General features: G+C 37.8%; 16 protein-coding genes. All 16 read left to right on the top strand.

The annotated features are described in order from the left end of the window. Positions 1–8 precede the first annotated feature (8 nt). The 16 genes from pilZ to F931_RS09630 all read left to right on the top strand — a co-directional run bounded on the left by pilZ (position 9) and on the right by F931_RS09630 (position 11434). Positions 9–350, top strand: a complete 342-nt coding sequence (pilZ, locus tag F931_RS09705; protein ID WP_025470317.1) for a PilZ domain-containing protein — start codon at positions 9–11, stop codon at positions 348–350. Between the two features lie 17 nt (positions 351–367). Continuing rightward, positions 368–1141 (top strand): TatD family hydrolase, encoded by a 774-nt coding sequence (ycfH, locus tag F931_RS09700; protein WP_016141198.1) that lies wholly within the window; start codon positions 368–370, stop codon positions 1139–1141. Between the two features lie 36 nt (positions 1142–1177). Beyond that, entirely contained in the window at positions 1178–1786 is a 609-nt protein-coding gene (locus tag F931_RS09695) for a TetR/AcrR family transcriptional regulator (RefSeq protein WP_016141197.1), read from the top strand. Between the two features lie 6 nt (positions 1787–1792). Continuing rightward, positions 1793–2344 (top strand): type II secretion system protein, encoded by a 552-nt coding sequence (locus F931_RS09690; RefSeq protein WP_016141196.1) that lies wholly within the window; start codon positions 1793–1795, stop codon positions 2342–2344. Beyond that, positions 2334–2714: a type II secretion system minor pseudopilin GspI gene (gene gspI / locus F931_RS09685; protein ID WP_016141195.1), complete on the top strand. Its 381-nt coding sequence runs from the start codon at positions 2334–2336 to the stop codon at positions 2712–2714. The genes F931_RS09690 and gspI overlap by 11 nt, the downstream gene beginning before the upstream one ends. Further along, on the top strand, positions 2714–3415 hold the full coding sequence (gene gspJ / locus F931_RS09680; RefSeq protein WP_016141194.1) for a type II secretion system minor pseudopilin GspJ: 702 nt from the start codon (positions 2714–2716) through the stop codon (positions 3413–3415). The genes gspI and gspJ overlap by 1 nt, the downstream gene beginning before the upstream one ends. Before the next feature lies 1 nt (position 3416). Next, on the top strand, positions 3417–4376 hold the full coding sequence (gene gspK / locus F931_RS09675) for a type II secretion system minor pseudopilin GspK (RefSeq protein WP_016141193.1): 960 nt from the start codon (positions 3417–3419) through the stop codon (positions 4374–4376). Between the two features lie 228 nt (positions 4377–4604). Then, the gene (locus tag F931_RS09670) at positions 4605–5201 is read left to right on the top strand and encodes a 6-pyruvoyl trahydropterin synthase family protein (RefSeq protein ID WP_016141192.1); all 597 of its coding nucleotides are present in this window, start codon (positions 4605–4607) and stop codon (positions 5199–5201) included. Positions 5202–5254: 53 nt separating this feature from the next. Continuing rightward, positions 5255–5968, top strand: a complete 714-nt coding sequence (gene ung, locus F931_RS09665; RefSeq protein WP_016141191.1) for a uracil-DNA glycosylase — start codon at positions 5255–5257, stop codon at positions 5966–5968. Beyond that, positions 5965–7089: an enoyl-CoA hydratase/isomerase family protein gene (hibch, locus tag F931_RS09660; protein WP_080649467.1), complete on the top strand. Its 1125-nt coding sequence runs from the start codon at positions 5965–5967 to the stop codon at positions 7087–7089. The genes ung and hibch overlap by 4 nt, the downstream gene beginning before the upstream one ends. 4 nt (positions 7090–7093) lie before the next feature. Next, positions 7094–7597: a tRNA adenosine(34) deaminase TadA gene (gene tadA / locus F931_RS09655; RefSeq protein WP_016141189.1), complete on the top strand. Its 504-nt coding sequence runs from the start codon at positions 7094–7096 to the stop codon at positions 7595–7597. A 70-nt stretch (positions 7598–7667) separates the two neighbouring features. Beyond that, positions 7668–8108, top strand: a complete 441-nt coding sequence (locus F931_RS09650) for an SRPBCC family protein (protein WP_016141188.1) — start codon at positions 7668–7670, stop codon at positions 8106–8108. 10 nt (positions 8109–8118) lie between these two features. Continuing rightward, the gene (gene cmk / locus F931_RS09645; RefSeq protein ID WP_016141187.1) at positions 8119–8799 is read left to right on the top strand and encodes a (d)CMP kinase; all 681 of its coding nucleotides are present in this window, start codon (positions 8119–8121) and stop codon (positions 8797–8799) included. A gap of 111 nt (positions 8800–8910) precedes the next feature. Continuing rightward, on the top strand, positions 8911–10584 hold the full coding sequence (gene rpsA / locus F931_RS09640) for a 30S ribosomal protein S1 (RefSeq protein ID WP_002121348.1): 1674 nt from the start codon (positions 8911–8913) through the stop codon (positions 10582–10584). A gap of 156 nt (positions 10585–10740) precedes the next feature. Beyond that, a complete protein-coding gene (gene himD / locus F931_RS09635) occupies positions 10741–11043 on the top strand; it encodes an integration host factor subunit beta (protein WP_002121337.1) in 303 nt (100 codons plus the stop codon). 25 nt (positions 11044–11068) lie between these two features. Continuing rightward, positions 11069–11434: a lipopolysaccharide assembly protein LapA domain-containing protein gene (locus F931_RS09630; RefSeq protein ID WP_016141186.1), complete on the top strand. Its 366-nt coding sequence runs from the start codon at positions 11069–11071 to the stop codon at positions 11432–11434. The last annotated feature ends 178 nt before the right edge of the window (positions 11435–11612 follow it).

Genomic DNA, 11612 nt, shown 5'->3' with positions numbered 1-11612 from the left:
GGAAGATGATGCAGCCGCAAATGGGGGGGATTATTCAGGTAAATATTCCTGATAAAGCTACTTTACAAGCAAGCTATATGGGGTATGTGCAAGGTGGAGGTCTATTCGTACCATCAAAACAAAAGGTAAAGATGGGACAAGAAATTTTCATTTTGGCAACTTTGCCTGAGCAGTCTCAAAAAATTCCTCTAACAGGTAAGGTAATCTGGATCTCCCATAAGCAAAGTGGATTTAAACCTCAAGGTTTTGCTATTCAGTTGAGTGGAGATAAGGGAATTTACTATAAAAACGAGGCAGAACGAGTTTTGGCTGGTAGTATGTCTCTAGACCGCCCAAGTTATACCATGTAATTAAATAGGAAAGAAAAGTGTTTGTTGATACGCATTGCCATTTAACGATGTTGGATTTAACGCCTTATAACGGTGATCTGGATCTTGCGCTTGCAGCAGCGCGAGCAGAAGGAGTGTCTAAGTTTATGGCAATTTCCGTAGATCTAGATGACCATATTGCACTAGCAGAAATTGCAAAAAAACATGAAGACGTTGGTTATACGGTCGGCGTACATCCTTGTGAAGATGTAGATACTATGACACGCGCAACAACCGAATATTTAGTTGACTTAGCTCAATCAGAAAAAGTATGGGCTTTAGGTGAAACTGGACTAGATTATTATCACAGTACAGATTTTATTGAGGAGCAAAAGGCATGTTTTGCAAGACATATCCAAGCTTCAAAAATTGTAAAAAAACCAGTTGTCGTTCATACCCGTTCAGCAAAGCATGATACGGTAGATATTATTCGTGCTGAAAACTCAACACATGGGATTCTGCATTGTTTTACTGAGGATTGGGAAACGGCTAAAGCTGTGCTGGATTGTGGCTATTACATTTCTTTTTCCGGCATTGTGTCATTTAAGAACGCGCAAGATCTAAGAGATGTTGCTAAACAGGTTCCTCTAGATCGTCTTTTAATTGAAACAGATAGTCCATATTTAGCCCCTGTTCCATATCGTGGTAAAACAAATGAGCCAAAATATGTGCCTTATGTAGCCAAAGCGCTCAGTGATGTATATGATAAATCGGTTGAGGAAATTGCAATGATCACCTCACAAAATTTTGAGAACTTGTTAAAAGCGATTTAGGTTATAGAAACTATATAAGAGAGTAATTGCGTGAAGATGGATCGTCAGGCTCAGTTCCGAGCAAGAGAAGTATTAATATTTCAGGTTGCGGAACAATTATTGCTAGAAAATGGCGAAGCTGGAATGACACTTGATGTCCTGGCTGCTGAGCTTGATTTAGCAAAAGGAACTTTGTACAAACACTTTCAAAGCAAAGATGAGTTGTACATGCTGTTGATTATTCGTAATGAGCGTATGTTACTTGAAATGGTTCAAGATACTGAAAAGGCCTTTCCAGAACATTTAGCTTTTTTCATGTTGCATCATTTACACCATCCTGAGCGAACAGTTTTATTTCACCAAATTGAAGAAAAACTCTCAATCACTGCTCAAGGTGTCCATCATCTTTTTCATGAGCTTTATCAGGTCCGTAAACAGCGATTGCGAATTATCATTCGTATGACAGATCATTATTTAGAATCTATTCAAAGTAATATGACAACTCGTGATTATTTGGCTTCTATTTGGTCATTAACTCATGGTGCAGCAGCTATTCTCAATTCAAGTTTTTACCAACGGTATTTAGGTTCAAGAGACACTTTGAGAGTGGCTTATATTGATCAGGCATTAGCCTTACCTAAACAAGCTGTTGAGCAATATGCTTAGGTCGATATGAAAACTCAATCACCTAGATCCCAAAAAGGTTTTACGCTTATTGAAGTGATGGTGGTGATTGTTATTATGACGATTATGACTTCACTCGTCGTACTTAACATTGGTGGGGTTGACCAAAAGAAAGCAATGCAAGCAAGAGAGCTATTTTTGCTTGATATACATAAAATTGGTAAAGAGTCGCTTGATCAATCTCGTGTTCTAGCTTTATCCACTCTCAGCGAAACCGACGTTTCACCATTTTCTTATGAACTGTATGAATATCACGACCAGAGTAAATTACAGGTTCAAGATATAAAAAATCGCTGGCAAAAATATTCAGAATTTACTACGCGGCAACTGCCTAAACATGTATCGTTTACAGTACAACCTTTAGATACGCAAAACTATTCAAAAGCTACGAATACCGATTTAATTGGAGGGCAAGCTCCTCAGTTAATCTGGTTTGGCAATGGTGAAGCTAAAACCGTTAAAATCCAGTTCTACTTTGAGCAAAAACCAATTGGTTCAGAAATACAAATTGATCATTTGGGTAAAATAAATGAAATCTAAAGGTTTTACTCTATTAGAAGTGATGGTTGCTTTAGCAATTTTTGCAGTGGCGGCTGTGGCGCTAACTAAAGTAGCCATGCAATATACTCAATCTACCTCAAATGCAATTCTTAGAACAAAAGCACAGTTTGTTGCAATGAATGAAGTTGCTTTAATGGAAATAAATCAGGAATGGCTCGAAGGTACACAAAGTAAGCAAGTGGCTTCTCAAGGCGAGACTTGGCAGATTGATAAATCTGCGCAACCTACAATTAGTCCAAATGTTCAAAAAGTAGATGTACAAGTTAGTTTATATGATTCTGATAAGGGGAAAGTTCAAAATGGTATTACCCACTTGGTATTTTTTAATTACCCAATGAAAGCGAAATAATGATAAAAAATAAATATTTTTGCTCTCAAAGCACAGCTCCTCGTCTTGCGGCACGATCGAGCAGTGCTCGATTAATTCGGGCCTCAGGATTTACTTTAGTTGAGCTTTTAGTTTCGATTGCAATTTTTGCTATTTTATCTCTGTTGGGTTGGAAGGTTTTTGATTATTTACTAAAAGTCCGTGATCGTAATACTCAACATGAAGTGCAGTTGTTTGAATTACAAGATGCTTATCAACAAGTTTTGCGTGATACGTTGCAGATTATACCTTTGTCAGCAAATCAAGGCGGGCAATTACATCCAGCTCTAGAGCTTAATAATCAAGTTCTTCGTTTTAGTAAGGCAGGTGTTACTGACCCTTTAAAGCAAGGATTATCACCTTTTGAGCGTATTGAATATCAATATGACCCTGACCAAAAAAAGCTTTATCGTCTTAAATATAGTAATTTAAATACTTCAAATAGAGAGCAGCCCCTATCAAGTACACTGTTGAGCCAAGTTGAACAATTTCAAATTATGGTGTTGACACCGCAAGAAGTGACAAAGTGGCCAGAAATTAATCTTGACCCTACAAAACCTGAAGAATTTAGAAAGTTACCGAAAGGTATAAAAATACAACTCACGGTTGCAGGTGTAACTTATGAGTGGGTTTATAGCTTGAATCAAGGGGGTTCATCACTCTCCAAAGAAGGAAGAGGGTGATATGTTGCACTATAAAAAGAACCAGCAAGGTGTAGCTTTATTAACCATTCTAATTATGGTTGCTTTGGCTACAATTTTAGCTGCCTCTATTGCAAAGCATCAAACTAATACCATGGAAAATACGGGTTATTTGATGCGCCAAAATCAGTCATTACTTTATGCAAAAAGTGCAGAAGCTTTTTTTTCTGAGTTGTTAATTCAAGATACAAATAATGCTGGTGGTATTGATCATTTAAAGGAAAGCTGGGCACAACCGATGCCACCTTTCCCAATAGAAGATGGAATCGTATCGGGACGTTTACTAGATGAGTCAGGTAAATTTAATCTGAACAATTTAACGACTAATGAAGGTACGGTAAACGAAGCTGCTAAAAATTGGTTTGAGCGGTTGCTTGTGCGTGTAGGTTTGCCGGCAGAGTTAAGCCAAGCAGTTATTGATTGGCAAGATCCAGATGACGAACCATCTGGACCTATGGGAGCAGAAAGTAACTATTATGAAGGCCTTGATCCTGGCTATTTGGCTTCAAACGCTAAATTTCATCGTATTGAAGAGTTGAAGTTGGTAAGAGGTTTTGAAGGGAAAAAATATGATTTAATTGCACCATACATATCGGCATTACCTGAAAATACAAAAGTGAATATTAATACTGCATCACCATTAGTATTAGCGAGTATTGATCAAAAATTAGATTTAGGGACTATAGAAAAAGAACTTCAATCACGCCAACAAAATTTAAAATTCTTTCAAAATATTGATGAATTATGGCAATTGAATGCTTTTTCAGCAGTTGATACACAAAAGAAAACTGAAGTTAATAGCCTTTTAGATGTGAAGTCGAGCTTTTTTCAGGCACAAATTGAGGTTGTGTTGAATAATAGAAAAAGACAGTTTACAAGTGCCTTAATGCGCAGCGATAAGCAGGTTTATGTATATTCTAGAAATATGGCGCCTTTTAACTAATTGAAAATTTATAATTTATTTGCTTTTGGTGGAATATCGAGGTTTGTAATTATAAATTTTTCTCGAGTACATATTGGAATAAATCTAAATTTTTTATATGCGTAGCTTCAATGTTTCTTCACAAGTCTTATCATACTTTTTGCTAATTGTTTCTAATTGAAAAGTGGTGCGAAATTTTCGTCTTTTGCTTTATAATAATGTTCTTAGAAGGAATGATCGATTTGGCACATGTTAATTCGTAAGTTATTTAAGTTTGAAAATGCACATGTTGTACGTAACTGTACATCGGATCGTTGTAAGCGATCAATTCATGGACATAGCTATAAAGTTGAATTATTGCTTAAAGCTTCGAAATTAGATCATGGGCAAATGGTTTATGATTTTGGACTCCTAAAGGGAGTAATAAAAGATCTTTTCGATAGCTTTGACCATGCAATCTGTTTTTGGGAAAAAGATGATCCCCAATATATTGATGCATGCCAGACTTTTAGTGCTCGTTGGATTTCTTTACCAGTTTCACCGTCGGCTGAACAGTTTTCACGTATATTCTTTTATCTAGCTCAGCAAGTTTTGCAATCAACAGTCACTCAAAATGGGGAAGGTGATGTTGAAGTGTATTCTGTTATTGTTCATGAGACTGATACTGGATATGCTCAAAGCTTTATTGAAGATATTCAAAATGAACAAATGGGTATTTTAAGTCTCGATAGAATTGTTTTTTCAGAACAAATTCAGATAGAGTGGGCAAATCCACGCATGTATGAAGACTTGAAAACAGGGATTAAATTTAATAATCCTCAAGTTGATTTACAAGTCGAAGTATAAATCGAATTACTTACAGTATTTGTAGAATTGAAAATTGATCTAGGATGACATTAATGCAATTAACTGAGCAACAGCAAGATAAACTCAGTAAAGTTCAATTAGAAGAAAGTTGGAAAAGATCTTTAGCACCTTTTCTATTAAGTCCTCAGATGGATAACTTGCGCGATTTCTTATTTCAACAGAAACAAGCTCAAAAAATAATATATCCACCGAGTAAGCAAATCTTTAATGCTTTAAATACGACACCATTGGCTGAAGTGAAAGTTGTGATTTTAGGGCAAGACCCATATCACGGCCCAAATCAAGCCAATGGATTAAGTTTCTCTGTTCAAAAAGGTATTGCATTACCGCCATCTTTACGCAATATTTTTCATGAATTACATACAGATTTAGGTATTCCAGCTCCTCGCCATGGCGACTTAACAAAATGGGCTAAACAAGGTGTACTCTTGCTGAATAGCGTGCTTACAGTTGAAGCTGGACAGCCGACTTCGCATCAAAAACAGGGTTGGGAAGCCTTTACTGATGAAGTTATTGATGTTTTAAATGAGCAAAGAGAACATGTAGTATTTATTTTGTGGGGTGCTTATGCGCAGCGCAAAGGACAACGTATAAATAGAGATAAACACTTGGTTTTAACAGCCGCTCATCCATCACCTCTTGCTGCAAATAGAGGGGGGTTTTTCGGGTGCAAAGTGTTTTCAAAAACAAATCAATATTTGAAACAACATGGCATTGAGCCCATAGACTGGCAATTGGACGCATGATGAACTCTCCCAATGTAAATAACTATCACCCGGACTTGGTGGTTGAAGAAGCAAAAAATGGCTGGCGTATAGTACGTTTGAATCGTCCTAAATCATTACATGCTTTAGATGAATCAATCGTAACGGCATTATTGCGTGTATTTGAAGATTTCCGTGATGATGAGCGTGTTAAAGCAATTTGGTTAGACTCAACTACACCAAAAGCTTTTTGTGCAGGTGGCGACGTTAGAAAATTACGTCAACTTGTTATAAATCAAGAAGTAGATACGGCAAATAAGTTCTTCCAACAGGAATATGCTTTAGATCTACTCTTACATAATTATGCTAAACCAGTCGTTGTTTGGGGTGAAGGCTATGTGATGGGTGGTGGTTTAGGCTTGTTTATGGCTGCACCATTTCGTCTAGTAACACCATATTCACGCTTAGCAATGCCTGAAATTAATATTGGTTTATATCCAGATGTTGGGGCGAGCCGTTTCTTGGCTGATCGTGGTCCAATAGGTTTGTTTACCGGTTTAACTGGTTCAATCATGACAGCTGCTGGAGCATATAGCATCGGTTGGGCTACACATATTTGTGAAGCACAGCGTGATAATGTTTTGCAGAAAGTTTTAAATATTAATTGGGCTCATTATCCTGCAGGGGATTTTCGAGCAATTGATGATACTTTAAATAGCTTGCACCGGCCTGTTGCAGCAGGTCCATTGCAAAACTCACTTGATGTAATTCATAGCGTTTGCCGTGGTTTCAATTTTGAACAAGATTATCAAGCGATTGTTAGTTTGCGTGATGCGAGCAGCGATTGGTTGCGCCAAGCGAGTGAAAACTTGCAAAAAGGTTCTCCTAGTACAGCGGCAATTACTTGGTTACTATGGCAATGGGGCAAACAAATACATTCATGGGATGAGGTCTTTGACTTAGAAGCTCAGATTTCTGAGTGGAAAATACGTCATCCTGACTTTGTGGAAGGTGTTCGTGCGCGCTTGGTGGATAAAGACTTATCACCAGAATGGAAACAATGTGATGATCTAAGTCTAAGAGGTATTTTGGCTGATTGTCCACCAGTCACTTCAATAGATAGCTGGAATGCCTTACTTAGACAGCACGGTGTGATCACCTAAAATAATGACTGAATATAGTGATGAATACTGGATGCAGCTTGCTTACGAGCAAGCTGAATTAGCTGCTCAACAGGGAGAGATTCCAGTTGGAGCAGTTTTGGTGAGTGAAAATCGACTAATTGGAGCAGGTTATAATGCTCCTATTACTTTGTTAGATCCAACTGCACATGCAGAAATTCAAGCTATTCGGGCAGCATGTTCCTCATTAGAAAATTATCGATTACCTGAAGATACAACTTTATATGTCACTCTTGAACCGTGCACGATGTGTGTAGGTGCATTAGTACATGCGAGAATCAAACATGTAGTTTTTGGTACACCCGAACCTAAAGCAGGTTCCTTGGTAAGTGCACGCCAGTTATTGCAGCAAGGTTATTACAATCACAGGTTTACATTTCAGAATGGCTGTCTGCAAGAAAAATGTGCTCAGCAACTTAGTCATTTTTTTAAACAAAGACGTGAGCAAAAGAGACAAGAGAAACTACAAAAAACGTCCTTAAATGATTAAAAAATAACATGTGCTTATGGCAAACTAATGCGGTTTTAATGCCATGATTCTATTTAATAAGGACTATTCAATGCGTAATGTAATTACCGTAAAAAAAGAATTTAATGCCCCTCTTAGTGATGTATTTAACTTGCTCTCTAAGCATTCAACTTATAATACTGCTTTTGCACCTTTACAAGTTGTGCGTGTAAAAGACTCAGCTGATTCTAAAAGACCTGATGGTTTAGGCTCAGTTCGACGTATGGGCTTTGGTCCAATCAAGCCCCTTAAAGAAGAAATTACATTGCTTGAAGAAAATAAAAGTATTGAATATAAATTAATAGATAATCCTTTGATTAAACATCATTTAGGTAGAATCGAGTTTTCTGAAATTACCCCATATATTACTTTAGTTACATACCGCATCGAGTTAACGGCAAAAGCGCCAATGGTAAGTAAATTAATCCTTGCACAGCTAAAACTAGCCATTACACTAGGCTTTTCGAGATTAGCTAAAGCAGTTGCTTCTTAGTGAGAGTTCAATGACAGTTCAAATTATTACTATTGATGGTCCGAGTGGTTCGGGTAAAGGAACATTGGCTGCAAAACTTGCAGCACATTATCAATATCATTTACTTGATTCGGGTGCGTTATATCGTTTGTTAGGGTTGTCATTACATAAACACGATTTATTAGAGAAATTAGATAGTCAGCTTGATGAATGTATTCAATATGCTCGTCAACTGGATATTAAATTTGAGACTTCTGCATCAGGGATTTTGGTTTTTTTGGATGGTGAAGACGTGTCTCAAACAATTCGTACAGAACGAGTTGGTGAATACGCATCAAAAGTTGCAGTGGTTCCAGAGCTTAGACAAGCGTTATTTGAAAGACAAAGAGCTTTTGCGCAAAACCCTGGTTTAGTTGCAGATGGTCGTGATATGGCAACATCTATCTTTCCTGAAGCAAACGCTAAAATTTATCTGACAGCTTCGGCTGAATCGCGTGCTGAGCGAAGAGTAAAACAGTTGCAGGGTATGGGGCTAGATGCTAAAATAAACGACATTTTAGCTAATATACAGGCGCGTGACAAAAGAGATATGGAGCGAGAAGTTGCTCCGCTCAAGCCAGCCAAAGATGCTTATATCATTGATAGTTCGGAATTAACGATCGATCAGGTATTTAAGTTAATGGTTGATTATGTCGATAGCCGTACTATTTAGTAAATAGAATTATCAGTTGAAGCATAGCTTGATCAGTCTATAAAGACTATGTTGATACTTAACTAAACCGGCCTTGTCTGATCCAAGACCGCTGAATTTATCAGGTATATCATGACCGAATCTTTTGCAGCCCTCTTTGAAGAAAGTGAATTAAACCTCAACGTTGAAAAGGGTGCAGTCATCCAAGGTGTTGTTGTAAACATCGATAGCGACTGGGTAACTGTTGACACTGGCCTAAAGTCTGAAGGCATTGTTGACCGTGCTGAATTTTTAAATGAACAACGTGAACTTGAAGTTCAGGTTGGTGATACTGTTGACGTAGTTGTTGAAGCTCTTGACAACGGTATGGGTCAAACAGTTTTATCACGTGAAAAAGCTAAGCGTGCTGAAACTTGGACTAAACTTGAAAAAATCTTTGAAGATGGCGAAATCGTTACTGGTGTTATCTCTGGTAAAGTTAAAGGCGGTTTCACTGTTGACATCGGTCCTGTTCGTGCATTCTTACCAGGTTCATTAGTTGACACTCGTCCTATCCGTGACACTACTCACCTTGAAGGTAAAGAGTTAGAGTTCAAAGTAATCAAACTTGATGCTAAACGTAATAACGTTGTTGTATCTCGTCGTGCTGTTATGGAAGCTGAATCTTCTGCTGACCGTGAAGCATTACTTGCTCAACTTGAAGAAGGTCAAACAGTTACAGGTACTATCAAAAACCTTACTGATTACGGTGCATTCGTTGATCTTGGCGGTATTGATGGTCTTCTACATATCACAGATATGGCTTGGAAGCGTATCAAGCACCCTTCAGAAGTTGTTGAAGTTGGTCAAGAAGTTACTGTTAAAGTACTTAAATTTGACCGTGAACGTAACCGCGTATCTTTAGGCCTTAAACAATTAGGCGAAGATCCATGGTTAGCGATCATGAGCCGTTACCCTAAAGGTTCTATCGTTAAAGCTCGCGTAACTAACTTAACTGACTACGGCTGTTTCGCTGAAATCGCTGAAGGCGTTGAAGGTTTAGTTCACGTTTCTGAAATGGACCACACTAACAAAAACATCCACCCATCTAAAGTTGTTCAGATTGGTGATGAAGTTGACGTTATGGTTCTTGAAGTTGATGAAGAACGTCGTCGTATCAGCCTTGGTATCAAACAAACTCGTGCTAACCCATGGGAAGAGTTTGCTAAAGCTCATGAGAAAGGCGAAAAAGTATCTGGTACTATCAAGTCTATCACTGACTTTGGTATCTTCATTGGCTTGAACGGCGGTATCGACGGTTTAGTACACTTGTCTGATATTTCTTGGAACGAGCAAGGTGAGGAAGCTATTCGTCGTTACAAGAAAGGTGACACTGTTGAAGCTGTTATCTTGTCTGTAGACGCTGAAGGTAACCGTATCAGTCTTGGTATCAAGCAATTGAACAGCGATCCGTTCAATGACTTCTTAGCTGCTAACGAACGTGGTGCTTTAGTTAAAGGTACTGTAACTGCAGTTGATGCTCGTGGCGCAACTGTTAAGTTAGCTGACGAAGTTGAAGCAACTCTTAAAGCTTCTGAAATCAACCGTGACCGCGTAGAAGATGCGACTAAATTCTTAGAAGTTGGTCAAGAAGTTGAAGCGAAGATCATCAACGTTGATCGTAAATCTCGCTCTATCAACTTGTCTATCAAAGCGAAAGACGAAGCTGAAGAGAAAGAAGCAGTTGCTAGCTTGCGTACAGCAACAACAAGTCAAGACAATGGTCCTAAGACTATTGGTGACTTGATCAAAGCACAAATGAAGTAATAAGTTAACAAAGTACAGTTTCATGTAACGGAATTGTACTTTTTATACAAATTACTGTAAACGGTAGCCTAGTATTCAACATACTGCGCTACCGTTTTGTATTTAAACAGGTTATTATCGAACGACATAGAGTAGCAATAAATAACGAGGTCGTAGATGACTACTGAAGCTCTTAATAAGTCTGATTTGATTGAACGCATTGCGCTAAAAAACCCACACTTAGCTGAACCTTTGGTGGAAGAGGCGGTTAAAATTATGATTGATCAAATGATAGAAGCACTATCAACTGATAATCGAATTGAAATCCGTGGTTTTGGTAGCTTTGCTTTACACCACCGTGATCCAAGAGTTGGTCGCAATCCTAAAACAGGAAAATCAGTTGAAGTTGCAGCTAAAGCTGTTCCACATTTCAAACCCGGAAAAGCCCTTCGTGATGCTGTAAACGAATCTGGGAAATAAATAAAATTTATAAGTCGGGGTGCCTATGCGTTATATTTTAATTGCATTGCTTATTGTTGTATTTGGCTATTCTTTAGCACTTGTTTTGCAAAATCCAACAGAGCTTTCTGTTGATTTGTTGTTTACTCAAGTTCCTGCTATGCGTTTAGGCTTATTATTGCTACTCACATTAGTACTAGGAACAGTGGTCGGTCTTTTACTAGGTGTACAGGTTTTCAGAGTATTCCAAAAAGGTTGGGAAATTAAACGCCTGCGTAAAGATATTGAACATTTAAGAAAAGAACAAATTCAAAGTGCTCAATTAGCAGCAGCAGAAGCAGCTGCAAATGTAAGACATGAAAAAACCGTTGTAGATATTTATCCGCAAGATAAAAATTCTACTCCGCTATAATCCCCGTACTACTCTTTATTGATGAGTAAAGAGTAGTATCTCCCTAATTTAATCCGTTCTTCTTTTATTCTTCTAAATATAAAATCTTTTAGTCTTATCGCTTTTAAATTTGGAAAGCGAGCATCTACATTCCTTTATTCCTTCATGATTTGTCTATTATAATAACGCTGATTTTATA

This window comes from Acinetobacter pittii ANC 4050, from assembly GCF_000399685.1.
In the GTDB taxonomy this organism is placed as follows: Bacteria; Pseudomonadota; Gammaproteobacteria; order Pseudomonadales; family Moraxellaceae; genus Acinetobacter; species Acinetobacter pittii_E.
The sequence above is the reverse complement of the archived record's forward strand: the minus strand, read 5'-3'. Positions and strand labels throughout refer to the sequence as shown.

Excerpts from the sequence above, each read along its gene's own strand:
- pilZ (WP_025470317.1), top strand. The coding sequence starts at position 9 with ATGCAGCCGCAAATGGGGGGGATTATTCAGGTAAATATTCCTGATAAA.
- F931_RS09695 (WP_016141197.1), top strand. The coding sequence starts at position 1,178 with ATGGATCGTCAGGCTCAGTTCCGAGCAAGAGAAGTATTAATATTTCAG.
- F931_RS09690 (WP_016141196.1), top strand. The coding sequence starts at position 1,793 with ATGAAAACTCAATCACCTAGATCCCAAAAAGGTTTTACGCTTATTGAA.
- gspI (WP_016141195.1), top strand. The coding sequence starts at position 2,334 with ATGAAATCTAAAGGTTTTACTCTATTAGAAGTGATGGTTGCTTTAGCA.
- gspJ (WP_016141194.1), top strand. The coding sequence starts at position 2,714 with ATGATAAAAAATAAATATTTTTGCTCTCAAAGCACAGCTCCTCGTCTT.
- gspK (WP_016141193.1), top strand. The coding sequence starts at position 3,417 with ATGTTGCACTATAAAAAGAACCAGCAAGGTGTAGCTTTATTAACCATT.
- F931_RS09670 (WP_016141192.1), top strand. The coding sequence starts at position 4,605 with ATGTTAATTCGTAAGTTATTTAAGTTTGAAAATGCACATGTTGTACGT.
- ung (WP_016141191.1), top strand. The coding sequence starts at position 5,255 with ATGCAATTAACTGAGCAACAGCAAGATAAACTCAGTAAAGTTCAATTA.
- hibch (WP_080649467.1), top strand. The coding sequence starts at position 5,965 with ATGATGAACTCTCCCAATGTAAATAACTATCACCCGGACTTGGTGGTT.
- tadA (WP_016141189.1), top strand. The coding sequence starts at position 7,094 with ATGACTGAATATAGTGATGAATACTGGATGCAGCTTGCTTACGAGCAA.
- F931_RS09650 (WP_016141188.1), top strand. The coding sequence starts at position 7,668 with ATGCGTAATGTAATTACCGTAAAAAAAGAATTTAATGCCCCTCTTAGT.
- cmk (WP_016141187.1), top strand. The coding sequence starts at position 8,119 with ATGACAGTTCAAATTATTACTATTGATGGTCCGAGTGGTTCGGGTAAA.
- rpsA (WP_002121348.1), top strand. The coding sequence starts at position 8,911 with ATGACCGAATCTTTTGCAGCCCTCTTTGAAGAAAGTGAATTAAACCTC.
- himD (WP_002121337.1), top strand. The coding sequence starts at position 10,741 with ATGACTACTGAAGCTCTTAATAAGTCTGATTTGATTGAACGCATTGCG.
- F931_RS09630 (WP_016141186.1), top strand. The coding sequence starts at position 11,069 with ATGCGTTATATTTTAATTGCATTGCTTATTGTTGTATTTGGCTATTCT.